The following is a 23,820-nucleotide window of genomic DNA, read 5'->3' as shown; positions in this document are numbered from 1 at the left end:
GGTTGTTCCGCCCCGCGGGGCAGTGGGGAGCGCGACGGTCCGGCTTACGGCCAGGGCAGGGCGGTCGCCGCGAGGTGGCCGAGCGTCGCCGCTGCCACCGCGGCGACGACGCCAAGTAGCGCATTGGCCACTGCCGGACGGAACCGGCCGGCGGTGGCCAGGCGCAGGGTCTCGTAGCTGGACGTCGAGTATGTGGTGAGGGCACCGCAGAGCCCGGTGCCGAGCAGCACGCCAGCCGCCGGCGGGAGCGGGAGCCCCAGCAGGAACCCGAGCAGGAGCGAGCCGGCCACGTTGACGGTCAACGTGCCCCAGGGGAAGCGGGTACCGAAGCGGTCCTGTACCGCTCGGTCGGCGAGGTAGCGCAGCGGCGCCCCGACGGCCGCGCCGAGCGCGACGAGCAACGCGGTCATCCGGTCGCCGGCCGCTGTCCTGGCTCGGTGCCGCTGGCCGACGACGTGAGCCGGTCGGTGGCCGCGTACCCAACCCAGACGGCGAGTAGCGCGCCGGCCAGGGTCGCCGCGAGGTAGGCCAGGGCGGTTGTCGCCGCGCCGGTGGCAGCCAGCTGCCGCGCCTCCACGGCATGGGTGGCGAAGGTGGTGTAGCCGCCGAGCACCCCGACCCCGAGAAACGGCCGGGCCAGAGCCGGTGGGTTGGCCCGCTTGGCGAGCACCGCCATCAGCACGCCGATCAGCAGACATCCGCTCAGGTTGACCGCGAACGTCGGCACCGGGAAGCCCGCCGGATCGGATGGCAGCACGGCCGACAGGCCGGCGCGGGCCAGCGCGCCCAGGACACCGCCGGCGGAGACGGCGGCGAGCACCGCGGCCGGGTGGGTGGGCAGCTCTGCTCGATCGGCGGGCACGGCCATGTCGACATCGGGGTCGAGGCGTCGCTGCTCCGGTCCGGACACCCGCTTCTCCCCTCCACCCCGCCGTCGAACGCGCCCACCCTATCGGCGGGGCGACGCGGCCACGCGGCAGCGTGGTGCGGCCGGGTCTCGGTGATGCCGGACCCGGGGCGGTGACGTACGGTGGCAAGATCGTCGAATTGTTCGTCCGGCGTAGTGAGGAGAGCGGCGATGTCGGATCGTCCGCCCCACCGGGACCGGCGGGAGTCGACCGGGCGGAAGAGGGCGACGGCGCCGGAGCCGGACGGGTCCGGTCAACGTCCGGTGCCGGACCCGCAGCGGCGCAACGCCGCGTACGACATGTTCGCTGCCGATGTCGCCTCGCGTGCGCTCGGCATCGAGCTGATCGAGGCGGCGGCGGGCGCGGCGGTGGCCCGGATGCGGGTGACCGGGGCGATGGTCAACGGGCACCGCATCGCCCACGGCGGCTACCTGTTCCTGCTCGCCGACACCGCGTTCGCGTTGGCCTGTAACAGCCACGGCCCGGTGACGGTCGCGGCCGGCGGAGACATTGTCTTTGTCCGGCCGGCGCGCGAGGGGGATGTGCTGCTTGCTCGGGCCGCCGAACGCATCCGGTACGGCCGCAGCGGGATCTACGACGTCACCGTGACCCGGGACGATGGTGCGGTGATCGCCGAGTTCCGTGGCCGTAGCCGCACCCTGAACGGGGCCTGAGCCGGCCGGGGCGGCTGCGCGGGTGCGCCACTCGGTCCGGACCGCCCGGGTGAGCCGAGCGGCGGCGACGGAGGCGACCACCGGGTCCGGCACGGTGTAGCCGTTCGGCCCTGCGGCCAGCAGGTCCTGATGTGTCAGATCGTGTAGCGCCGCGACCGCCCGGCCCGGTGCCCAGCCGAGTACGCGGTCCAGCAGCACCGGTGTGACGGGTGTCCCGATGGCAGCGGCGGCCATCAACACTGCCCGCCGGGTGCCGTCCAACTGGTCGAGCCGCGTGTCGAGGGCACGGCGGATCGGATCGGGAACCGGTGGTGCGGAGCCGGGGGCCAGCGACGCCACATATGCGGCGGCTCGCCCGGGGAGGCCGCGGACCAGCGGTAGCAGCACCTTGGCGAGCGCAGCCGGCTGGCCGGCCTGGTGCAGCAGGTGGTGCAGCAGCCGTTCGGATTCCCTGGTCGACAAGCGGTGCAGCGGCAGCCCCTCCCGTCGGCCCCCGATGAGCCGCGCGGTCGTCGGCTCCGGACCGTGCAGGGCGATCACCGCGAGGGGCAGTGCCCGGATTCGGGCTGCGGCGAGCAGCCGGTGCAGGAAGCGGCTCACCTCCGGGGCGCCGCGGTCGAGGTCGTCAACCGCCACCACCACTGGCTGCCGCTCGGCGAGGCCGAGCAGGCACTCCTGCCACCTCGCCACCCCCCGATGGGCGGTGACGCTGGTGTCCGGCTCCTCCAGCAGCTCCTGCAGCGCGGACACCACCTCGGTGCGGCGTGCCGGCGGGACCACCGCGGCGACGGCGGAGGTGAGCCGGGCCCGGACTACCGGGGTCGGATCCTGGTCACCGATCCCGGCGAAGGCACGGACCAGTTCGGCCACGGGTGCCAGTGGCTGCTCCGGATACGGCGGGCACGCCGCCACACACCAGTGGACCGAGGCTCCGTCGATTGTGGGGACCACGCGCACCAACTCGTGGAGTAGCCGGCTGCGTCCGCTGCCCGTCGGGCCGGTCGCCGAGACCCAACGGGGCCGGCGGTCCCGCACCGCGCGCACCAGCTGGGCCCGGGCGGCGGCGAGCTCCCCGCGTCGCCCGATCAGCGGCCCGCAGTGCCGCGTCGGCTTGGGCCGGGCCGGGCCGGTGGCGTGCCAGACCTCGATGGGTAGCGACTTTCCGACGACCGCCACCGCGGGCACCGGACGTTGATCGATCAGCCTGTTGGTTGCCTGGTGGGTGACGGTGCAGAGGACGACTCCGCCCGGCGGGGCGTACGTCTGGAGGCGGGCGGCGAGGGTGATGACCGCGCCGCTGGCCATGCCGTGCGCGCCGTTGTGGGTGGTGGTGAGGTCGACCACCGCCTCGCCGGTCGCCACTCCGACCCGTACGCGCAGTGTCGGCACCCCGGGAAGCGTCCGCCGGTCTAGCGAGCGTTGGATTTCCAGGCCGGCCCGTACCGCACGGTAGGCGTCGAAGCCGTCGGACTCCGTGGCGCCGAAGAGCGCCATCACCGCGTCCCCGATGTACTTCTCCACCACTCCACCCCAGCGGCGCAGCACCCGGGCCACCGTGTCGAAGTAGGCCCGTTGCAGGGCCCGTACCTCCTCGGGGTCGAGCTGGTCGACCAGCCGGGTCGATCCGACGATGTCGGCGAAGAGGACGCTGACTGTGCGCCTCTCCTCGGGAACCGGCCATCGGCCGAGTGCGTCGGCGCCGACTCGTGGGGTGTGAGGGGGAGTGCTGGGAATCCGGTCGGCGACCGGGCGGGGCCCAGCGGTGACGTTCAACATGGCGGGCATCTGTCCTTTCGGTCCCCCGTGGGTGGATTGGTTCCTGCGAACCCTGCCGATAATCCGAGACTGTCAGCTTTACGTCGCTGCGGGATCTGCCGAATGACGTATGTCCGCCGGCTGCAACTTTTGTTCACAATGCCGACGGGATGGGGAAAAACCAGCTAAATTGCTGGTAGAATGCACCGGAGGCGGTGGCTAGTCTGCATGGGTGGTCAGCGATGTGGATGGTGCGCCGCTCGTCGGCCGGACCGAATTACTGGAGGCGGTAAGATCCACTCTGGTCGGCGCCGGCCAGGGGCAACCCACCGCGGTTTTCCTCACTGGTGAGAGTGGGGTTGGCAAGAGTCGGCTGCTGCGCGAGGTCGGTTCCGAGCTGCGGGACGCGGGTGCCCTTCTGCTCACCGGTGCCTGTTTGGACATCGGTGACGCCTCCCCGCTGCATCCACTGCGCCAGGCCCTGCGTCGCCTCGACGCCGAGCTGACCACCGGGCCCATCCGCGCCTCCTCGGCCCTCCGGGGGCTGCTCGAGATGTTCGTCGACCAGACCGGTGGCCCCGACGGTGCCGGGGCGCTGTTGGAGCAGGTCTCCCACGGACTGCACCTGATCGCCGGCGGGCGACAGTTGGTACTCGTCCTCGATGACCTCCAGTGGGCCGACCGCAGCACCCGGCAGCTCTTGCTCTACCTGCTTGCCGGGCTGGGTGATCTGCAACTCTCGGTGCTGGCCGCCGTTCGCGCCGAGTCCCTCCAGGGCGCGCACCCGCTGCGCCGGATGCTCACCGAGCTGCGCCGCCTGCGTACGGTGCGGGTGCTCGACCTGGCACCGTTGGATCGTGCCGCCACCGAGCAGTTGGCTGCCGCGGTGGCTGGTGAAGCCCTGCCAACAGCCGCCGCCGAGCAGCTGTGGCGGCGGAGCGGCGGTAACCCCTTCGTGGTGGAGGAGCTGGCTCGCGATCTGCGGGACGGCCGGGACGGACTCTCTGACACGTTGCGGGAGATCTTCTTGACCCGGATGGAGGTGCTGCCGCCGGACGCGCACGCCGTGGTACGCGCAGTAGCCGTCGGGGTGGAGCCGGTGGAGCACTGGCTGCTCGCAAAGGTGGTGCGACTGCCGGACGACGAGCTGATCGACGCGGTCCGGGAAGCCGTCGCGCACCGGTTGCTGGTCGGCGCCGACGAGGGCTACCGACTACGACACCGGCTGGTCGCCGAGGTGCTGGAGGAGGAGCTGCTGCCGGTGGAGCGAGTCGCCCTGCACCGGCGCTACGCGCAGGCGTTGACCGGCGCGCACGCCGAACTGCACCAGGCCCGGCTGGCGCACCACTGGCGCCTCGCCGGGGAGCCGGTCCGGGCGCTGCCGGCAGCGATGGCGGCCGCCGAGGAGGCCGAGCGGCTGCACGGGTACGTCGAGGCGCACCGGCACTGGTCGAGTGCCCTGCAGCTGGCCGAGGCGCCTGCCGTCGGGTCAGCTGTCGACCGGGTGATGTTGCTGGAGCGGACCGCCGAGGCGGCGCACCACTGCGGCGAGCACGCCCGGGCCCTGGCGCTGCTGGAGGAGGTGGCGGGTGCCGACGCCTCCCGGTCGGCCTGCGGTCTGTCCATCCGGCGGGCCCGCTACCTCGCCGCCGCCGGTCGGTCCGCGCTGGCCGAGGTCGAATACCAGCGGGCCCTGGCTGCCGCCGACTGTACGCCCCGCGAGCGGGCGACCATCACGGCTCACCTCGCCGAGCTGCTGCTACATCTGGGCCGGTATGCCGACGCCGGTACGCGTGCCCGGGAGGCGCTGGAGCTGGCCGACACTGTTACGGGCTCCACGTCGGAGGTCGTGTTGGCCAGCGCCGCCCTGGGATTCTCCGAGGCCTTCCGGGAGGATCCGGAGGCCGGCCTGGCCGTGGTGCGTCGCGCCCTGGACACGGCTGAGCGGTTCGGCCGTCCGGAGGATGTGGCCTGCGCGTACCTGCATCTGGCCGAGCTGCTGACCGGGCCGCTGAACACTCTCGAGGAGGGGGTGGTCGTCGCGCGGCGGGGCGCGGAGCGGGTCGCCGCCCTCGGGCTCGGCCGGACCTACGAGACCCGGCTGCTGGCCATCGCCATCAACGGACTGTTCCGGGTTGGTCAGTGGGCCGAGGCGGAGAAGGTGGCCGCGACGGCGCTGCGGCACCGACCCTCCGGTGCGGAAGCGGTCGAGGTGCTGCTGGCCCGCTGTCGGCTCTCCGTTGGATACGGCGACATCGAGGCTGCCGACCGGGACCTCGACGCGGTCGCCACCCTCTGCGCAGGCGGCGGGGCGCGACACGTGATTCCGTTGCTCACCCTGCGAGCCGGTCTGGCAATGTGGCAGGGCCGGCACGACCTGGCGCGGAAGGCCGTACAACGGGGCCTGACCGAGAGCCGCTCCGATGACCTGGTCATTCTTGCCGCGCTGATCTGGCACGGCCTGCGGGCAGAGGCCGAGGCGCACGCCAGCCGGAGCCTCTCGGTGGACGAGACGGCGGTGCGGCGGCTCCGCGAGGCCGCGGATCGGGTGGCTCGTCGGGCGGGGACGGCGGCCCGCCCGGTACGCAGCGTGGTCGAGGCGTTCCTGGCCCTCTGCGCCGGCGAGGTGAGCCGGATCGACGGTAGCGACCCGGAGCTCTGGGCCCGGTCGGTGACAGAGTGGGACCGGCGACACCACCCCTATCCGGCGACCTACTCGCGACTGCGCCAGGCGGAGGCGTTACTCGCCCGCCGCAGCCGTAGCGCGAAGGCCGGGAAGCTGCTCCGCCAGGCGTACCAGGCGGCCCTGGGGCTGGGGGCGGTGCCGCTGACCGCTGAGATCAGGACCGTCGCCGGCCGCGCACGGGTCGTGTTGACGGAGCAGGGTACGACGGCCGGTAACCCGACCTCTAGCGTCCCGGCCGATGGGGAGGAACTGGCGGTGCTGACCGCACGCGAGCGGGAGGTGCTCGCGGCGGTGGCAGAGGGGCTGACCAACAAGGAAGTCGGCCAGCGACTGTTCATCAGTGAGCGGACCATCGGGGTGCACGTCTCGCACATCTTCGACAAGCTGCAGGTCCGTACCCGGGTGCAGGCGAGCGCGATCCTCCTCCGAAACCAGCCACCGGACGCGCGTTGACGAATACGTCGTTCTACTGATCCGCGCTGCTCTCACCAGCTGCGAGGCTGTACGGCGTACGGCACGTGGGACGTCTGCCGCAAGGGGAACAGGTATGAGTGATGTGGTCTGGGGTCTCGTGCATCGGGACATCATCGACCTGCTCGCCGACCGTCCGGTGGACGTTCCGGCGGTGGTTGACCACCTGACCAGGTTGCAGGATCTGTTGGATCGGCGTTCTCGCCCGGATGATGCCTGCCCGGTGGCCGACTTTAACCGGCTCTACCTGACCATTACCGAGCGGGTGTTGGAGGGCCTCTACGAGGGCTTCTTCGCCGACGTGGTCTTCTTGTCCCGGTTGGACGTCGAGTTCGCCGCTCGCTACTTCGACGCGCTGCGGCTGTGGACCGACTCCAACTCGCGCTGTCCGAAGGCCTGGTCGTGTCTGTTCCGGCGGATGCAGGGTCCGGATGTCCGGCCGTTGCCGTCGGCTGCCGCCGGGATCAACGCGCACATCAACTACGACCTGCCGTTTGCGCTGGTGACGACGTTCGACAGCCTCGAGTCGGAGCCGGTGGACGGTAGCGATCAACATGACGACTACCTGAAGATCAACAACATCTTTGCCGCGCAGATTCCCAGCCTGCGGCGCGGCTATCTCGACGAGTGGCAACTACTTGTCGACATGCTCAACGGTGAGGTCGACGACTGGTACCAGGGGGAGTTGGTCGAGTACGCCCGCAACGTCGCCTGGCGGAACGCGAAGAAGATCTGGCGGTGTCGCAACGATCGGGTCGCCCACGAGCAGGAGCGGCTACGGCTGGACAACAATGCCGAACTGCTCGGCCGGCTCCTGCTCTCGCCCCTGGGGGCGTTCTTGCAGTAGCCGGCGGGGGACCGCGCTCCGCGGCGAAGCCGTGCGCGGGTGGCGTCCGCGTCGTCAGCCAAGATCCCTAGGTCGTGGACGGCGTGGTGGGGAGGCGGGAACGGATACGCGCCGGGGGTGGGCGTCCGGCGGTAACGGGGGTATCCGTTCCGGCCGCCGCCGAGGGAAGGGGGAGGTCGGGCGGGTTGACCGGCAGGCGCCGGCCAACCCGCCCGGCAGTACATATCGGGAGTTCCCCCAGGAGGCTGGTCCGACTCACCGAGCCGGACCAGCCTCCTAGGCTTGTCTGGGTAGGTTGTTGGCGAATCACCCCCACACTGCCAGCATGGCAGGCAAACAGGTGATTTATTCACATTATCAATTCTGCCCTCTCTCTTCGCCGTAGCGTGACGTTCGGTGACGGCCACGTGGTCGCTGCCCTACCGTCCGGAAATGTTGCCGGTCGGCTCAGTCGCGAGGGAGAGGCAGGAGAGCACGATGTCCACGTATCACGACAGCCAGCGACCGCCGCGGGGCCGACAACGGTCCCGACGGCTGCTCGCCGGCGGGCTGGTGGCCGGTGGCCTGGTCGTCGGAGCGGCGGGGCTGGGCGGTTCGGCCGCGGCGTACGAGCGGGGTGGTGAGAACGCCGCCGTGGCCCGAGGCGACTCCGCCGGTGGCCGAAGCGGGGAGTCCCGGGTAACGCCGGTGCCCTGTGACAGCGCCAAGCTGATCGCCGCGCTGGTCCGGGTCAACGCCGAGGGCGGCGGGACGCTGCGGCTCGCCCCGAAGTGCACCTACACGCTCACCGATGCCTTCCACCAGCCCGACCAGTACGACGGCGGAATCCGGGACGCGCGGGAAGCGGCGGACTCGGCCGAGAACCCCGGCGAGGCCGAGAAGCCGCCCCGGAACCCCGCCGACGACAAGGCAGGACTGCCGGTCATCTACCACCCGGTCACCATCGAAGGCGAGCAGGCCACGATCGAGCGTGCGCGCAAGGCCGAGGCGTTCCGCTTCTTCACTGTCCGTGACGGTGGTGAGCTGACCCTGCGCAACGTTCGCCTCGTTGGCGGTCACTCCGACGCCGAGGGGGGAGCCGTCCACGTGGTGCACGGCGCGTCGGCGTTGATCGAACGAGTTACGGCGGTGCACAACACCTCGTCCTCGATGGAGGGCGGCGGGGGCGCACTGTTCAACGACGGCAACATGGTCGTTCGGGACAGCACGCTCGTCGACAATCATGCCTACGGATCGGCGGGCAAGGGCGGGGGCCTGCTCAACAACGGCGTGCTGACCCTGCACTCATCGACCTTCGCGGGCAACAGTGCCGCCGCCTACGGTGGCGGGCTGGGCAACTACCAGGCCGCGGCGGAGGTGCACACGAGCACCTTCGAGCACAACTCGGCGGCGCAGGGCGGTGGCCTGGCGAGCTTCTCAGCCCGTACCCGGGTCTCCGACTCGAAGGTCGTCGGCAACAAGGCGGGAACCGGCGGCGGGATCGCGAACTCGGACGCGCTGATCTTCCTGCGGGGGATGGAGATCCGGGACAATCTCGCCATCGGCGACGGCGGCGGCATCTCCACCTTCCAGGGCCTCGTGCCGCTGGACGAGAGCGTGGTATCTGGTAACACCGCCCACGGCTCCGGCGGCGGCATCCACGCGGCCAAGTCGAACCTGCTGGTACGGGACAGCACGGTCCGGAGCAACCACGCCATCGAGGCGAAGTCCACCGGCGGTGGGATCGCGGTCAGCATGGGTCGGATCGGGCTCTACCGCAGCCTCGTCGTCGAGAACCAGTCAACGCTGCCGGCCGGTGGCCTGAACGTGGATCGGGCGCAGGCGACGCTGGACTCAAAGACCGTGGTGGCGGAGAACCAACCGACCAACTGCCTGGGCAGCACCAGTCCGGTGCCACACTGCTTCCGGTAGTACCACTCGCGGCCGGTTGGGCGAACGACCGCACCGGGGAACGGCTCCGCCGCTCCCCGGTGCGGTCGTATACCCGTCTGCCCGCGGCGCCCGAGGCGGCGCACTCAGGCGTTCGCGCCGCCTTCGGCCGACGGCACACCCGCTGCTTCGGGTGCCTTGGCCAGGGTCTTCGCCTGCTGCGGCCAGGTTGGCAGGCTCGCCGCGCCACGCAGACCGGCGGCGCGAATGGTCTCCCGCAGCGCCGCCACGTCCAGCTCGGCGAGTTGCCGGTAGGTGCGGATGCCGGCGGCGTGTAGCGCGGCGGCCATCTTCGGTCCGACGCCCTGGATCCGGCGGAAGTCGTCGGTGGCGTCGGGCTCCGGCCCAGACGCAGCGGTGTCCGGCTTGGGCTCAGCCGTAGCGGTGTCCGGCTCCGGTCCAGAATCGGCGGCGACCGCCGACCGGTCCGCGGGCTCGGTGTCGGGCGCCACCGGGCGTGGCACGACCACCGGGGGTGCCGCCGTGTCGGCGTCGGCTGGCTCGGTCAGGCTGCTGCCGGGCGCCGAGCTGTGCTCCCGGGCCGGCGCCGGTTCGATCTGCGTCGACGCTGGCTCTGACGCCGTAGCGGTCTGGACCGGTGTCGGTTCGGTCCCGCTGGGACGGTCGGTGTCGGTGTCGGTGTCGGTGTCAGCGGAAGCGGACGTGGATGTGGATGTGGATGTGGAGGTGGGTTCGCCTCCGGCTGTCTTCGTCGCGGCCACCGGCGTACCATCCTCAGTGGTGCCAGCCCGTGCGGCGTTGTGCCGGCCGCGGACCACCCAGCCGGCAGCGGCGCCCACCAACAGGGCCACAACAATCAACGGCCAGTCCGACCAGGCCACGGCAGACCTCCCCTTTTCGATGAGCGAGTTAGTCGAGAAAAGCTCGCCGAAGCTTGCCACACATCCGGTGCGGTACGACAGCACGGCCTGGTAACCAGCTCGTAGCTCGACCGGATCACACCCATGATGGCTACAGGGCGACGCAACGTCGACCAAAGGGGCGGCGCCGGGCGCTACGGCCGAACCCCGGTGCTGGGGTCCGGCCGTAGCGGTTCAGTCCTCCTCCTCGCCCCGGTAGTTGTAGAAGTCATCCACAAACCGTCGGGCGAGCCGTGGTACCCGGCTGGTGATGCCGAAGTAGCCGCGGGCGCCGAGCAGGGCCAGTCGGCCGACGACGGGCTTGTACATGGGGTCGTCGCCGCTGGTGCCGCTGCGGTTCAACGAGTCGGCCACCCGAGCGAAGCCGTACGGCAACATGGCCGCCTCGTAGTCGGCTACCGCCTGCAGCAGCGTCTTCTCTCCCGCGGCGGCGCGGCGTAGCTCTCGGTTCAGCAGCGCGGCGTCCCGTAGGGCGGTGTTCGCACCCACCCCGCGCCCCGGCGTCATCGTGTGGATGGCGTCGCCGAGCAGGGTGACGGTGCTGCTCTTCCATGGTGGAACCGGCTCGCTGGTGGAGACCTTGACCGGCAGGGCGCTGGCCGGGTCGGCGAGGACCAGCAGCTGGCGTAGGCGCGGGTGCCAGTTGTGGGTCAGACCGAGCGCGGTCCGGATCAACTCCTCGCCGCGGAGCCGCATGATGTCGGGTGGGAACCGCCGAGCGGTACTCCAGACAACCAGGTTCACGTTGTCCCGGGTGCTGTCGTGTGCCCGGCCGGGCCAGCTGTTCAGCAGCGCCGCGTCGGCTGGATCGACTCCGTTCTTGAGCGCGCCGGAGCGATCCCACGGAAACTCCATGACATGCAGGACGCCCATCACGCCGCCGCTGCCGAAGATGAGCGAGATGCCCTTCTCGATCCGCTCCGGCAACAGCGCCCGTACCTCCTCGGTGAACGGGATCCGGGTGGCGATGTTGATGGTGCCCGCGTTCCGGGTCACGGCGTGCGGCAGGTATTGGCGCCGGACCGCCGAGTGGGTGCCGTCGGCCCCCACCAGCAGGTCGCCGGTGGCACTGTCCCCGTCGGCGAAGTGCGCGGTGACGCTGCCGTCATCCCGCTGTTCGAAGTGGGTGAGGGCCTTGTCGAAGTGGACCACGTCCTCCAGCCCGGTGAGCAGGACCTGGCGCAGGGTCATCCGGGCGACGGAGCGCTCGGTGTTCACCTCGTCGGTCTCCGATCGCAGCGGAAACGACGCGGTCTGCCGGAGCCGTTGGGTGACGACATTGAAGTAGCGGGGGGACGAGGCGCAGGTGGCCCGGTAGATGCGGAACAGGTCGGACGGCAGACACTCGCGGAGCGCCCGGCTGCCGGTTGGTCCGATACCGATCCGGTAGCCGAGTAGGCCATCGCCTCGGGTGCGGTACCGCTCGTAGACGGTCACGGCGATTCCGGCCTGGCGCAGTCCCTGCGCCAGACAGAGTCCACCGGTCCCCGCCCCAATGATCAGAACGTGCGGTCGGATGCGGGACACGTGGAGGTCAGCTCGCCACGTGGGGCGCGGCGGTAGCCGCGGAGTCCCAACGGTAGAAACAGCCGGCGATGGCGTCGCGCGGTGAGCGCCAGGTCGGCAGGTACGGGGAGGTGTGCGCGGAGAGCCGCTCGTTGACCTGCCGGTAGAGCGGATGGTTCCGGGCGTCGGCCAGGGTGTCTGGGTCCACGTCCGCGGTCTCCATTAGGTGGACGCACACGTCGTGCAGGCAGTACAGGGAGCGGTGCCGCACACCGGTGAGGCTGGGCAACTCGGTGGCGTCGGACTCGGCGAAGATCTGGGCTACCCGTCCCTCCGCGCCGGGGACGATTCTGTTGACTATCAGTAGTCGGCTCATTTGGGGACTCCTTCCGCCGTGGTGCCCCGTGCGCCGAGCCGGGGCGGGTGGTGCCGCTCCCCACGCTGCCGGGGCCACTGTCACCTGCCCGTCACATCAATGTCCGTCCTGGTGACGCGGGGCGTGGGGGGCACCTGCCGGCGGCCGCGGGGGTCGCGGCTGGCCTGTCGGATTGGCCGGAGCGTCTCGTCGAGCAGGGCGGTCATTGTGGCCGATGGTTCCAGTCGTAGCTCCCGGCGTAGCAGGTCGCGGTAGACGTAGAACGCGTGCACCGCCTCGAAGGCGTTGCCCTCGGCGAGGTGGATGCGGACCACCAGGCGGTGCGGTGTCTCGCGGAGTGGCTCGGCGGCCATCGCTTCCAACGCGGCCTCGAGCGCCTCACCGTGCCGACCCGCCGTCAGGTAGTGGTCGGCCAACTCCTCAAGCATGTGCAGTCGCAGTTGGCGAAGCCGCTCCCGCTCGGCCAGCACCCAGTCGTCGTACCAGCCGGGCAGCAGATCGTGGCGGCCCTTCGCGAGTACGGTCGTGGCGGTGCTCGGATCATCGCCGTCGCGGACCCGGGCAGCCATGCCAACCAGGCCGTCCACGTCAACCTGGACGGCGGGCCCGAGTCGGATGGTGTCTCCACTGGTGTGCAGCGGACAGTAGGGGTCCTGCCGTAGTCGCCACAGGGCGGTGCGGAGCGAGGAGAGGGCGCGTTCCTCCGGGTTGTCCGGCCAGAGCAGCCCGGCGAGGTGGCTGCGGGTGGTGCCGGGGCGCAGGCCGACCAGCGCAAGTACGCGTTGCAGCCCGCGTGGTACGACCACCGGGGCGTTGCCATGCAACAGCCGGAACCCGCCCAGCAGGTGCAGCCGGATCAGGGTACCCGGACGGTCCCCGGCGGTCGGCATGGACGGACCAGCGGCCATGGCGGACCCCCTGCGGAATGTTCCTCGGTGTGTGTCCCCCGGCGCGGCTGCCCGTGACCCCACAGGTCGGGTAGCTGATCCCGCGGCACGGCGTCGGGTCACGGCGACCGGGTTAACCGTGACGGAGATTATCAATCTGGTCACGCACCGTCAACGTCCCGACGGGTGCGTAACTGCTGTGAAACCCGCTCCGAACTGGGGATAGGCACTATGTGCAGGTTGCATGTCACAGCTCCTACACAGTCAGCGTCAACGCACCGTCACCAAAGTCTGGGCCGGAGACGAGTCCGGTGACGCGCCGGTGACGGTGGCGCCGCCATGGTGCGCATAGTCGTCCGGCTTGTCGGCGTACGGCGCCACCGGTGCCCGAAGCCGTTGGGGGAGGTTCATCGATGGAGCGTTCGTTGATTGTCGCGAAGGTCGACCCGAGCGCGGAGGAGCGGATCGCCGAGATCTTCGCCGAGTCCGACGCGACCGAGTTGCCTCGCTTGGCCGGGGTCCAGCACCGGTCGCTGTACCGGCTGCAAGACCTGTATCTGCACCTCCTGGAGACAGAGCTGCCGGGGGAGAACGCGGTCGCAGAGGCCCGGTGTCACCCGGAGTTCATTCGGGTCAGCGAGCGGCTTCGCCCGTACGTCTCGCCGTACCTGCCGACCTGGCGGGAGCCGCGAGACGCGATGGCCCGGTGCGTGTACCGGTTCGACGCTCCTGGCAACCAGCCATGAACCCGACCACGCCCCGTGGCGGGCAGCTCTGGTCACGCTGCGGCGGCTGCGCCAGCCTGCTGTATCGCAAGCGGCTGCGGCGAAACCTGGACGTGTGCCCGGAGTGCGGTGCCCACTCCCGGCTCGACGCGCCGGCCCGCTTGGCCCAGCTGGTGGACCCCGGGTCGTTTACCGCCCTCGCCGACCGGGCGCCGGAGGTTGATCCGATCGGCTTCGTCGATGTGCTCCCCTACCCCCACCGGCTCACCGCCGCGCGGAGCGGCACTGGGCTGGCCGAGGCGGTCGTCTGCGGCACCGCCACAGTGGCCGGGAGCCGCTGCGTGATCGCCGTCATGGACTTCCGTTTCCTCGGCGGCAGCCTCGGTTGCGCGGTCGGAGAGCTGATCACCCAGGCTGCCGAACGTGCTCTCGCCGACCGAGTTCCGCTGGTGGTGGTGACCGCCTCTGGCGGAGCGCGGATGCAGGAGGGCGTGCTGTCGCTGATGCAGATGGCGACGGTCAGCCAGGCGGTCGCCGCGTTGCGCGAGTCCGGGGTGCCGAGTGTCAGCGTGCTCACCGATCCCACGTACGGCGGTGTCGCCGCCTCGTTCGCCACCAACACCGACGTGGTGATCGCCGAGAGTGGGGCCCGGATGGGTTTCGCCGGGCCCCGGGTGATTCGCCAGGTCACCGGCCGGGAGTTGCCTGACGGGTTCCAGACCGCCGAGTTTCTGCTGCGGCACGGCCAGGTCGACCTGGTGGTACCCCGGCATGCTCTGCGCGGTTGTCTCGCCACGCTGCTCGCTGCCGCATCCGGCGGGCGCGAACCGGTGGGCGCCGGGCACGAGTCGGAGTGCCCACCCGTGGACGGCTCATCGACACAGGAGCGTGGTGCGGACAAGCGGGACGCCTGGGAGACGGTTCGGCTGGCCCGGCATCCGGGCCGCCCGACCACGCTGGACTATCTGGAGACGGCCTTTGACAGCTTCGTCGAGCTGCACGGCGACCGGCTGGGCGCCGACTGCCCGGCGGTCGTCGGCGGACTGGCCGAACTGGCCGGCCGGCCGGTCCTGGTGGTCGGTCACCAGAAGGGCCACACCACCGGCGACCTGATGTCCCGCAACTTCGGAATGGCGAGTCCGGCCGGGCACCGGAAGGCGCTCCGGCTGGCTCGGCTGGCCGCGCGGTGGGGGCTGCCCGTCGTCACCCTCGTGGACACCCCCGGTGCCGACCCGGGAGTGGGCGCGGAGGAACAGGGCCAGGCCGCGGCGATCGCGGAGAACATCCTGACCCTGACGATGTTGCCCACCCCGGTCGTTGCGGTGATCACCGGCGAGGGCGGCAGCGGCGGCGCGCTGGCGCTCGCGGTCGCCGACCGGGTGCTGATGTTGGAACATGCCGTCTACTCGGTCATCAGTCCGGAGGGGTGCGCCGCGATTCTCTGGCCAGACCGGTCCGCAGCCCCGCAGGCGGCCCGCGCGCTGCGGCTGACCAGCGCCGACCTCTGTCGTCTGGGGGTGGTGGACGCGGTGGTCCCCGAACCGGCACCGGCCGCGCATCACGACCCGCCGGCCGCCATGCAGGCGGTGCGGGAGGCGGTACTGGCGCACCTGGTGCCGTTGCTCGAGGTGCCCACCGCGACCCTGGTTCGGCGTCGCAGGCGCCGGTTCCGTCGGTTCGGTGCCGCCGGCCTCGGAGCCCGGGCAGGTGCCCGATGAGCGCCGAACTGGCGCCGACCGGCGTGCCGGACCTCCAGGGTGATGCGGCGGCGGACGCGGCATCCCAGTCCGATGGGACCTTCGATGACACTCCGACCGAGGTATCCGGCGCTTCGGCGGATGCCGCGCTGGCGGAGCTGCGCCGACAAGCCCAGGAACTCCTCGCCGACCTGGCCGGGCCGGTGCGGCGGATCCGGCTGGGCAGCGGTGAGGCGATCCTGGAGGTGGAGTGGCATTCGGCGGGTGACGCCGAGCACGTGCCCCCGTCCCCGGCGGCATCGATCCGCGCCCCGCAGCCGGTCGTCCCCCCACAGCCGGTCGCCGTACCCGCGGCTCGGCACGCCGTGCGGTCACCGATCGTCGGCACCTTCTATCGGGCGCCGGAGCCCGGCGCGGCGCCGTTCGTCGCCGTCGGAGATCGGGTCCACCCCGGCCAGGTCGTCGGCATCGTCGAGGCGATGAAGCTGATGAACGAGGTGACCGCCGATCGGGTCGGGCGAATCGCCGAGGTCCTCGCCGACGACGGTCAACCGGTGGAGTACGACCAGCCGCTGCTCGCGGTGGATCCGGTCTGAGGCAGGTGGGCTGATGTTTGGCAAGGTACTCATCGCCAACCGGGGCGAGATCGCGCTGCGGGTGCTGCGAGCCTGCCGTGAGTTGGGAATCCGTACCGCGGTGGTCTACTCCACGGCGGACGCCGACTCGACCGCGGTGCGGCTCGCCGACGAGGCGGTCCTGATCGGACCGGCAGCGAGTCGCCGCAGCTACCTGAACCCCGCGGCCATCGTCGAGGCCGCCCGCCTGGTCGGCGCGCAGGCGGTGCACCCCGGCTACGGCTTCCTCTCCGAAGACGCCGACTTCGCCGAGATCTGCGCCGACAACGGCCTCGTCTTCGTTGGACCGCCGCCGCAGGTAGTGGCGGCGCTGGCCGACAAGTCCTCCGCTCGGGCGTTGATGAGCCGCGCCGGCCTGCCGCTGCCACCGGGCAGCATCGCACCGGTGCCGTCGGCTGCCGACGCCGCCCGGGTCGCCGCCGAGGTGGGCTATCCGGTGATCGTGAAAGCCGCCGCTGGGGGCGGCGGTCGGGGGATGACCGTCGTCTCCGCGCCGGCCGAGCTGCCTCGGGCGTACGCCCGGACCCGGGCCGCCGCCCAGGTCGCCTTCGGCGACGACCGGGTGTACGTCGAGCAGTACCTCGGCAATGCCCGGCATGTGGAGGTGCAGGTGCTCTGCGACGCCCACGGCAACGGAGTGCATCTAGGGACCCGGGACTGCTCGGTGCAGCGCCGACACCAGAAGCTCGTCGAGGAGGCGCCCGCGCCGGCGCTGTCCGCGACCACTCTGGCCGCCGTCGCCGACAGTGCGCTGCGCGGCGCGCTGGAGGTCGGATTCACCGGTGCCGGGACGGTGGAGTTCCTGGTCGACCCGGCGGAACAGTTCCACTTCCTGGAGATCAATTGTCGGATCCAGGTGGAGCACCCGGTGACCGAGATGATCACCGGAATCGACCTGGTGCACGAGCAGCTGCACCTGGCCGCCGGCGGAACGTTGCGATGGCGGCAGGAGGAGATCGAGACGCACGGGGTGGCGGTCGAGTGCCGGGTCAACGTCGAGGACCCCGACCGGGACTTCGCGCCGACTCCCGGCCGGCTGGAGCGGTTCGTCCCCCCGGGTGGTCCCTTCACCCGGGTCGACACCCACGGGTATCCCGGCTACGTCGTCGGTCCCCACTACGACTCGCTCCTGGCCAAGGTGGCGGTCTGGGCCCCGGACCGGGAGTTGGCCCTCAACCGGCTGGAACGTGCCCTCGGCGAGTTCGACGTCGCTGGCCCCGGCGTCCACACCACTATCCCGTTCGTCCGGCGGGTGCTCGACGACGCCGCCTTCCGCAAGGGCCGCCACTGCACCGGTCTGGTCGAGACCCTACTCGGCGACCTGCCCACCCAATCGAGGAGGAACGCATGACCGTCACTGATGGCCGTCCACTGGCCGCCGACATCACCGACATCCTGGTAGCCCACTGCGGGCTCAACGCCGCCGACGCCGCCCGTGCCCCGGCCGCCTCCCTGGAGGAGCTGGGAATGGACTCACTGGCCCTGCTCGAGCTCTCCGCCGTGGTCGCCGACCGCTGGCAGGTACGCATTCCCGAGGAGACCGGCCAGCTCAGCATCGCCGGCGTCGCGGATCTGGTCGCCCGCGGCGTCGAGCCGGCTGGGCACACCGAGAACGACATCCTGATCGCCGCACCCCTGCCACTGGTCTGGGAGGTCACCAACGACGTCGCCGGCTGGCCCGACCTGTTCACCGAGTACGCGGTGGCCGAGATCCTGCACCGGGAGGGGAACACTGTCCGGTTCCGGCTCACCATGCACCCTGACGAGAACGGGATCGCGTGGAGTTGGGTCAGCGAGCGTACGGCTGATCCGGACGGTCGGGAGGTCCGGGCGCAGCGGGTGGAGCCGGGCCCGTTCGAGTACATGCGGATTCACTGGCGCTACGTCGAGGAAGCCGGTGGTACCCGGATGATCTGGACGCAGGACTTCGCCATGAAAACCACCGCCCCGCTGACCAACGCCGAGATGACCGACCGGATCAACGCCAACAGCGCGGTGCAGCTCGCGGTGATCAAAGAGAAGATCGAGCGGCGGGCCGCGCAGGAGACGGGAGCCGGAGATGAGTGAGCAGTTCCCCGGGCGGGTGGCCGCGGCGGACGTGGCCGCCGACACCCGCCGCGGCGGCGAGCTGCGGGTGCTGCTCGGTCCGCGTACTGTCGGCAGCACCTCCGGGTTTATGGGCGTGGCGACACTGCGCCCCGGGGAGCGGATCGCCGAGCACTACCACCCCTACAGCGAGGAGTTCCTCTACGTCGCCCGGGGCACCATCACCGTTGACCTGGACGACACGCCGGTCCCGCTGGCGGCCGGCGAGGCCCTCCTCGTCCCGATCAATGTCCGGCATCGACTGCGCAACACCGGCACCGCGGACGCCGAGGTCGTGTTCCACCTCGGTCCGCTTGCCCCGCGCCCCGAACTGGGTCACGTCGACACCGAACTCGTCACGCAACGGGGCGGTGGGTCGTGAGCGCGAGGAGTGAGCCGGGTGTGCGAGCCCCGCAGTCGCGAGTGGTGGAGGTGCGGAGCGCGAGGAGTGAGCCGGGTGTGCGAGCCCCGCGGTCGCGAAACGGAGTGGCACCGTGACCGGGCGCCGCTCGGTGGTGACCGGCGTCGGGGTAGTCGCGCCGGGTGGCGCCACTCGGGATCGGTTCTGGAAGGCGATCACCGAGGGGCGGACGGCGACCCGGCGGATCTCCTTCTTCGATCCGTCACCGTTCCGGTCGCGAATCGCCGCCGAGTGCGACTTCGAGCCGGTGGCTGCTGGCCTCAGCATCACCGAATATCGTCGTGCTGACCGGTACGTGCAGTTCGCGCTCGCCTGCGCGGCCGAGGCGGTCGTTGACGCCGGCCTGGACTTCACCGACGCGCTGCGTGATCGCACTGGTGTGGTCCTGGGCACCGCCGTTGGTGGGACGATGGCGCTGGAGCAGGAGTACGTCACGGTCAGCGACAGCGGCCAGCACTGGCTGGTTGACGCCGCCCGTGGCGGCCCCTACCTGTACCAGGCGTTGGTGCCGAGTAGCCTCGGTGCCGACCTGGCCTGCCGGTACGGGCTGCACGGGCCGGTTCAGGTGGTCTCCACCGGCTGCACGTCCGGCATCGACGCGATCGGCTATGCCCATCAGCTCATCGTCGACGGCGAGGCCGACGTGGTGCTCACCGGTGCCGCCGACTCGCCGATCTCCCCGGTTACCGTCGCCTCGTTCGACGCTATCCAGGCGACCAGCCCCGACAACGACGACCCGGAGCACGCCTCCCGCCCGTTCGACGCCGACCGGCACGGCTTTGTCCTCGCCGAGGGCGCCGCGGTGCTGGTGCTGGAGGAGGAGGAGCGGGCTCGGCGGCGGGGCGCGCACATCTACTGCGAGGTCGCCGGGTACGCCAGCCGCAGCAACGGCTACCACATGACCGGGCTACGCCCGGATGGTCTGGAGATGGGGCTCGCCATCACCGACGCGCTCGGCCAGGGACACATCCGGGCCGACCAGGTCTCCTACATCAGCGCGCACGGCTCCGGAACCCGGCAGAACGACCGGCATGAGACCGCCGCGTTCAAACGGGCGCTCGGCGAGTGCGCGTACCGGGTGCCGGTCAGCTCGATCAAGTCGATGGTTGGGCACTCCCTCGGTGCGATCGGTTCGATCGAGATGGCCGCCTGCGCGCTGGCGATCGAGTTCGGCGTGGTACCGCCGACGGCCAACTGGGCGACCCGCGACCCGGAGTGCGACTTGGACTACGTGCCGAACGAGGCGCGGGAGCTGCCGGTGGACGTGGCGTTGTCGGTCGGCAGCGGATTCGGCGGCTTCCAGTCAGCGATGGTGTTCCGGCGGTTGTCGGCGGTGACGGCGTGACCGCGCGGGCGGTGGTGACCGGGATCGGGGTGGTCGCGCCGAGCGGCGTCGGCGTGGACGCGCACTGGCAGACGGTGCTCACCGGGACCCGGCGTACCGGGCCGATCACGCTGTTCGATCCGTCCGGCTACCCGACCCGCTTCGGCGGCGAGGTGTCGGGATTCGACGCCGCTGCCTACGCTGACAACCGTCGGCTGGTGCAGACCGACCGCTGGACACACCTCGGGTTCGCCGCTACCCGGCTGGCCCTGGCCGACGCGGGGTTGCCCCTGCGGGCCCCGGACCCGTATGGCTATGCGGTCGCCCTGGCCAGCTCGTCCGGGGGAAACCTGTTCGGGCAGCGGGAACTGCAACGGTTGTGGGGAGGGTCCACCCGGACGGTCGGGGCGTACCAGTCGATCGCCTGGTTCTACGCCGCCAGCGTCGGCCAGCTCTCGATTCACCATCAGTTCAAGGGGCCGTGCGGGGTGCTGGTGGCCGAGACCGCGGGTGGGCTGGACAGCTTGGCGCACGCCGCCCGGGCAGTCCGCCGGGGCACTCCGGTGGTGATCGCTGGGGCGACCGAGTGCCCGTTGAGCCCGTACGCGCTGGCCTGTCAGCTGGCCTCCGGGATGCTCAGCGAGGGGGCGGACCCGGAGCAGGCGTACCGACCGTTTGACGTGGCGGCGAGTGGTTACCTGCCGGCGGAGGGGGGTGCGGTCTTCGTCGTGGAGGAGTTGAGCCATGCGCTGGCCCGCGGGGCCCGTGTCTACGGTGAGGTGATGGGGTGGGGCGCCACCCACGACGGCGCGCACACCACCGCGGATGGAGCGGGCGATCCGGGGCAGTATGCCCGGGCGATGCGGCTGGCGTTGGATCGGGCCGGTGTCGGCGCGGACGCGGTCGACGTGGTGGTGCCCGACGCGTTGGGAGTGCCGCGCTATGACCGCAGCGAGGCGGTCGCGCTGCGGGCTGTCTTCGGGGACCGGCTGCCCCCGGTCACCACCCAGAAGTCGCTGACCGGACGGGCCCACCAGGGGGGAGCCGCCTTGGACGTGGCGACCGTGTTGCTCGCCTTCGCCCATGACACGCTGCCCGCGTCCGCCGGACCGGATGAGGTCGCGCCGGGGTGCGAGCTGGACTTCCTGCGGGAGCAGCGGCCGCCGGTGAACCGGTTGTCCCTGGTCTGCGCCCGCGGCTTCGACGGGTTCAACAGTGCGCTGGTCCTGCTTGGGGCGGCGCCGAGTGACGGTGGTGAGCAGTGACCGAACTGGACGAACGGAACGCGGCGACCCGGTCTGGCGCCGGTGCGGCACGGGCGCGGGTGGTGTTCCTGGTGCGGGTGCCAGTCGAGCGGACGGAGGCGTTCCTGGCCGCGTACGAGGCGGTGCGGCACCTCGTCGCTGGCGGGGTGCCGGGACACCGGGTTGACCAGGTGTGCCGGTCGGCGGCGGACCCGGAGCAGTGGTTGATCACCAGCGAGTGGGCGAGTTTGGCGGACTTCGAGGCGTGGGAACGGAGCTCGGAGCACCGTGACCTGGTCCGCCCGATGCGCGAGTGTTTCACCGACGCCCGCTCCCTCCGTTTCCACATTCTCGCCCAGACCCCCACTCTGCCCTGACGGCACCGGGACCAGCCCACGGCCTGGCCGATGCGGGATGGCCAGCCGGAATCGGCAGCCCGCCCGCGCGGGCACCGGTTGGGGAGGGGGCGGTTGTTGGGGTGGGCGCATCATGCGTTCGGGTATCGAAGGTCCTCCTAACGCACGCAGGGCCACCCGTTGGTTTCGGCGCGGGTGCACGCGCACGATCCTGCACTGCGAAGCGGTTGTCGGCAATCCGGCCAGCCGCTTTTTTTGATCTATCCTTTCGCACCTGTTAGCGGATCTGGAGTCTGCCGTAGGGTCAGCCGTAGCACCTAAGTGGACCTCTCTAGGGCAGGAATGCCCTTATTTGTGCTGGGCGGTGAACGGCAGTGAACGGGAACCCCTCGTCCCGCGATTCGAATGCGATCGATCCCGGCTGGATAGACGATTTTCTGTTTACCGGCAAACCGGTCGACGTCTGCCTCCGGCTACCCGACCCGGTTGACCGGGGCACGCTACACCGGCTGGTCACCGAGGCGCAGACCCGCCTCGCCGCCGCTGGTCTGCGCGCTGGGGGTGCTGTCGCGTTACGGCTGCCGCCGTCCCTGGCATATGTGGTGAACCTGCTCGCCACCTGGCGTAGCGGCGCGCAGGCCATCCTGCTGGACCACCGTCTGACTGACCACGAGGCCGACCGTGCGCTGCGGCGGCTCACCCCACAGGTGGTCGTGGCACCGGTCCGCGCCGGCAACGCCGCACTACGGGTCTTCGTCGATGTCACTGAGGGGGTAGCCCCCTATGCCGATCGCCCGGCAACCAGCGACCACGCGGTCATCCAACTCAGCTCCGGATCCACCGGACCCTCCAAGGTGATTGGTCGGACCGCCGCCGACCTCGTCGCAGAGGTACGTCGCTACACCCAGCTCGACGGCGTGGCACTACCCGGCGAACGGCTCATCCTGCTTCCGTCCATGGTGCACGTGCTCGGCCTCGTCGGTGGCCTGCTCTACGGGCTGCACGCCGGCGTCGAACTGGTCCCGCCAGAACGACTCAGCGGTGCGGCGGTACTCGATGCGATTGGCGCAGCTGACAGTCCAGCGACCGTTCTCGGCGTGCCATTTCATATCGGACTTTTGGCTGCGACTCAGCTTGACCGCCCACTGCCCATGTTCGCTCGGATGGTCACCGGTGGTGAACTGGTCTCGGCCGCCACGGTCCGCTCCTTCACCGAGCGCTTCGGCGTGCCGCTGGGCAACATGTATGGGATGACCGAGGTTGGGGTCATCGGTACCGACCTGTACGGACGGCACCGCCCGGCGATCACCCCGGCCCCCGGCATCGAGGTGCGCGAAGTGGCCGGCGAGTTGTGGGTAAGCTGCCCCACCTCCCCGTACCTCGGCTCCACCGATCCGTCCCGCTGGTCCGCCGGTTGGCTACACACCCGGGACGCGGGCACCGTCGACCCGGACAGCGGCCTGGTGACCATTCGCGGCCGGCTCGACTCCCAAGTCTCGGTCGGCGGGATGAAGGTCGACCTCACCGAGGTGGAGAACACGGTCGCCGAGCTACCGGGGGTCGCCGCCGCGGTGGTGGTCTGGGACGACGGCATCACCGCATACGTGCAGCCGGTGGGAACACTCACCGAGGAGACCCTGGACCAGCAGGTCGCCGAGCGGCTGGCCGGCTACAAGCGGCCCCGTACCCTGCGGCTGCTCGATCAGCTGCCCCGCACGACCACCGGCAAGCTGGTCCGGTCGGTCGACATGCTGCGGACGGCAGGGACCTCATGACCGGGCCGCTCCGCCTCCCCGACGACGACCACCTCGGCTTCGCCGCCGACCACCGCCACCGCGAGGAGCAGCGCTCCGGGACAGTGGGGATGGCCCACCCACACATCGGCGACATCGGGCACCGGGCACATCCGTCCAGTGTCGGGGACCGGCATCCGGCGGCGCGGTCCTCCGGCGCGCAGTCCAAGGCCGAGGGCCTTGCCGACGGCCTCCTTCGCGGTCCACAACCGCAGGAAGTCCCGACTCCGTCCCGCTACGGGCCGGGCGGCGAGCCAGGCCACCTCGGTCGGGCCATACCAGCGGCGGGCCAGGCCCAGCACGGGCAGCTGGCGGCACCGTTCGACGTCCACCCCCACCGGCCCGCCGGTCCGGACGGCGACCGCCGTCACTCCGCCGCCACGGCTCACGCTCGCCGGCACGGTGACCCGGCCCGAACCGGTGTCCCTTGTGACCAGGGCAGCGGCATCGGCCCGGTGGTTCACCACGATGTCCGCCTCCGGGCAGCCCAGCACACCAGCGGCGGCCTGTCGCAGCAGCCGCCCGGCTGAAGCCGGCCGACCGTCAGTTTCCCAACCGATCCACACATACACGGTGTCCCGATCCGGCACCGGTGACAGGTTCACGGAGAGAGGTTAACC

22 protein-coding genes and 1 pseudogene are annotated in these 23,820 nt (G+C 71.0%); 14 read left to right on the top strand and 9 right to left on the bottom strand.

Features of this window, described 5'->3' with window-relative positions:
- Window positions 1–44: 44 nt before the first annotated feature.
- Both crcB and STROP_RS12660 read right to left on the bottom strand, forming a co-directional pair.
- Window positions 45–410, bottom strand: a complete 366-nt coding sequence (gene crcB / locus STROP_RS12665; RefSeq protein WP_018830015.1) for a fluoride efflux transporter CrcB — start codon at window positions 408–410, stop codon at window positions 45–47.
- Window positions 407–910, bottom strand: a complete 504-nt coding sequence (locus STROP_RS12660) for a fluoride efflux transporter FluC (protein ID WP_012013742.1) — start codon at window positions 908–910, stop codon at window positions 407–409. The genes crcB and STROP_RS12660 overlap by 4 nt, the downstream gene beginning before the upstream one ends.
- A 168-nt stretch (window positions 911–1,078) precedes the next feature.
- On the opposite strand from STROP_RS12660, the gene paaI reads away from it, so the two are divergent.
- Entirely contained in the window at window positions 1,079–1,582 is a 504-nt protein-coding gene (paaI, locus tag STROP_RS25735) for a hydroxyphenylacetyl-CoA thioesterase PaaI (RefSeq protein ID WP_028680469.1), read from the top strand.
- Window positions 1,583–2,128: 546 nt separating this feature from the next.
- Here the strand turns inward: paaI and STROP_RS25730 are convergent.
- A pseudogene (locus STROP_RS25730) lies at window positions 2,129–3,358 on the bottom strand (adenylate/guanylate cyclase domain-containing protein); the annotation flags it as partial.
- A gap of 211 nt (window positions 3,359–3,569) precedes the next feature.
- Between STROP_RS25730 and STROP_RS12650 the strand changes: the two are divergent.
- The 3 genes from STROP_RS12650 to STROP_RS12640 all read left to right on the top strand — a co-directional run bounded on the left by STROP_RS12650 (window position 3,570) and on the right by STROP_RS12640 (window position 9,252).
- A complete protein-coding gene (locus STROP_RS12650) occupies window positions 3,570–6,476 on the top strand; it encodes a helix-turn-helix transcriptional regulator (RefSeq protein WP_018830017.1) in 2,907 nt (968 codons plus the stop codon).
- Between the two features lie 94 nt (window positions 6,477–6,570).
- Window positions 6,571–7,341 carry a DUF5995 family protein gene (locus STROP_RS12645; RefSeq protein WP_012013739.1) on the top strand — a complete coding sequence of 257 codons (771 nt, stop codon included), beginning with the start codon at window positions 6,571–6,573 and terminating at the stop codon, window positions 7,339–7,341.
- Between the two features lie 477 nt (window positions 7,342–7,818).
- Window positions 7,819–9,252, top strand: a complete 1,434-nt coding sequence (locus tag STROP_RS12640) for a right-handed parallel beta-helix repeat-containing protein (protein WP_012013738.1) — start codon at window positions 7,819–7,821, stop codon at window positions 9,250–9,252.
- Between the two features lie 104 nt (window positions 9,253–9,356).
- On the opposite strand, the gene STROP_RS12635 is transcribed toward STROP_RS12640, so the two are convergent.
- From STROP_RS12635 to STROP_RS25180, 5 genes are all read right to left on the bottom strand, one after another.
- A complete protein-coding gene (locus tag STROP_RS12635; RefSeq protein ID WP_012013737.1) occupies window positions 9,357–10,112 on the bottom strand; it encodes a helix-hairpin-helix domain-containing protein in 756 nt (251 codons plus the stop codon).
- Between the two features lie 213 nt (window positions 10,113–10,325).
- On the bottom strand, window positions 10,326–11,678 hold the full coding sequence (locus tag STROP_RS12630; protein ID WP_012013736.1) for an FAD-dependent oxidoreductase: 1,353 nt from the start codon (window positions 11,676–11,678) through the stop codon (window positions 10,326–10,328).
- A 7-nt stretch (window positions 11,679–11,685) separates the two neighbouring features.
- On the bottom strand, window positions 11,686–12,033 hold the full coding sequence (locus STROP_RS12625; protein WP_012013735.1) for a TcmI family type II polyketide cyclase: 348 nt from the start codon (window positions 12,031–12,033) through the stop codon (window positions 11,686–11,688).
- Window positions 12,034–12,113: 80 nt separating this feature from the next.
- Window positions 12,114–12,941 carry an AfsR/SARP family transcriptional regulator gene (locus STROP_RS12620; RefSeq protein WP_012013734.1) on the bottom strand — a complete coding sequence of 276 codons (828 nt, stop codon included), beginning with the start codon at window positions 12,939–12,941 and terminating at the stop codon, window positions 12,114–12,116.
- Between the two features lie 249 nt (window positions 12,942–13,190).
- A complete protein-coding gene (locus STROP_RS25180) occupies window positions 13,191–13,331 on the bottom strand; it encodes a hypothetical protein (protein ID WP_018830020.1) in 141 nt (46 codons plus the stop codon).
- Between the two features lie 2 nt (window positions 13,332–13,333).
- On the opposite strand from STROP_RS25180, the gene STROP_RS12615 reads away from it, so the two are divergent.
- The 10 genes from STROP_RS12615 (at window position 13,334) to STROP_RS12570 (ending at window position 23,182) form a co-directional block, all read left to right on the top strand.
- The gene (locus tag STROP_RS12615) at window positions 13,334–13,666 is read left to right on the top strand and encodes a TcmI family type II polyketide cyclase (RefSeq protein WP_012013733.1); all 333 of its coding nucleotides are present in this window, start codon (window positions 13,334–13,336) and stop codon (window positions 13,664–13,666) included.
- Entirely contained in the window at window positions 13,663–15,363 is a 1,701-nt protein-coding gene (locus STROP_RS12610; protein WP_012013732.1) for an acetyl-CoA carboxylase carboxyltransferase subunit alpha, read from the top strand. The genes STROP_RS12615 and STROP_RS12610 overlap by 4 nt, the downstream gene beginning before the upstream one ends.
- Window positions 15,360–15,938 carry an acetyl-CoA carboxylase biotin carboxyl carrier protein gene (accB, locus tag STROP_RS12605; RefSeq protein ID WP_012013731.1) on the top strand — a complete coding sequence of 193 codons (579 nt, stop codon included), beginning with the start codon at window positions 15,360–15,362 and terminating at the stop codon, window positions 15,936–15,938. The genes STROP_RS12610 and accB overlap by 4 nt, the downstream gene beginning before the upstream one ends.
- Window positions 15,939–15,951: 13 nt before the next feature.
- On the top strand, window positions 15,952–17,328 hold the full coding sequence (locus STROP_RS12600; protein WP_012013730.1) for an acetyl-CoA carboxylase biotin carboxylase subunit: 1,377 nt from the start codon (window positions 15,952–15,954) through the stop codon (window positions 17,326–17,328).
- Window positions 17,325–18,044, top strand: a complete 720-nt coding sequence (locus STROP_RS12595; RefSeq protein WP_012013729.1) for an SRPBCC family protein — start codon at window positions 17,325–17,327, stop codon at window positions 18,042–18,044. The genes STROP_RS12600 and STROP_RS12595 overlap by 4 nt, the downstream gene beginning before the upstream one ends.
- Entirely contained in the window at window positions 18,037–18,444 is a 408-nt protein-coding gene (locus STROP_RS12590; RefSeq protein WP_012013728.1) for a cupin domain-containing protein, read from the top strand. Before STROP_RS12595 ends, STROP_RS12590 begins: the two co-directional genes overlap by 8 nt.
- Window positions 18,445–18,556: 112 nt before the next feature.
- Window positions 18,557–19,828: a beta-ketoacyl-[acyl-carrier-protein] synthase family protein gene (locus STROP_RS12585; RefSeq protein WP_012013727.1), complete on the top strand. Its 1,272-nt coding sequence runs from the start codon at window positions 18,557–18,559 to the stop codon at window positions 19,826–19,828.
- Entirely contained in the window at window positions 19,825–21,072 is a 1,248-nt protein-coding gene (locus STROP_RS12580; protein WP_012013726.1) for a beta-ketoacyl synthase N-terminal-like domain-containing protein, read from the top strand. The genes STROP_RS12585 and STROP_RS12580 overlap by 4 nt, the downstream gene beginning before the upstream one ends.
- Window positions 21,069–21,428 (top strand): antibiotic biosynthesis monooxygenase family protein, encoded by a 360-nt coding sequence (locus tag STROP_RS12575; RefSeq protein WP_012013725.1) that lies wholly within the window; start codon window positions 21,069–21,071, stop codon window positions 21,426–21,428. Before STROP_RS12580 ends, STROP_RS12575 begins: the two co-directional genes overlap by 4 nt.
- Window positions 21,429–21,781: 353 nt before the next feature.
- Entirely contained in the window at window positions 21,782–23,182 is a 1,401-nt protein-coding gene (locus STROP_RS12570) for a class I adenylate-forming enzyme family protein (RefSeq protein WP_012013724.1), read from the top strand.
- On the opposite strand, the gene STROP_RS12565 is transcribed toward STROP_RS12570, so the two are convergent.
- Window positions 23,110–23,805: a 4'-phosphopantetheinyl transferase family protein gene (locus tag STROP_RS12565; RefSeq protein WP_043535366.1), complete on the bottom strand. Its 696-nt coding sequence runs from the start codon at window positions 23,803–23,805 to the stop codon at window positions 23,110–23,112. The genes STROP_RS12570 and STROP_RS12565 overlap by 73 nt on opposite strands.
- Between the last annotated feature and the right edge of the window lie 15 nt (window positions 23,806–23,820).

It is taken from the genome of Salinispora tropica CNB-440 (genome assembly GCF_000016425.1).
Taxonomy (GTDB): Bacteria; Actinomycetota; Actinomycetes; order Mycobacteriales; family Micromonosporaceae; genus Micromonospora; species Micromonospora tropica.
This window is presented reverse-complemented; position numbering and strand designations above follow the sequence as displayed.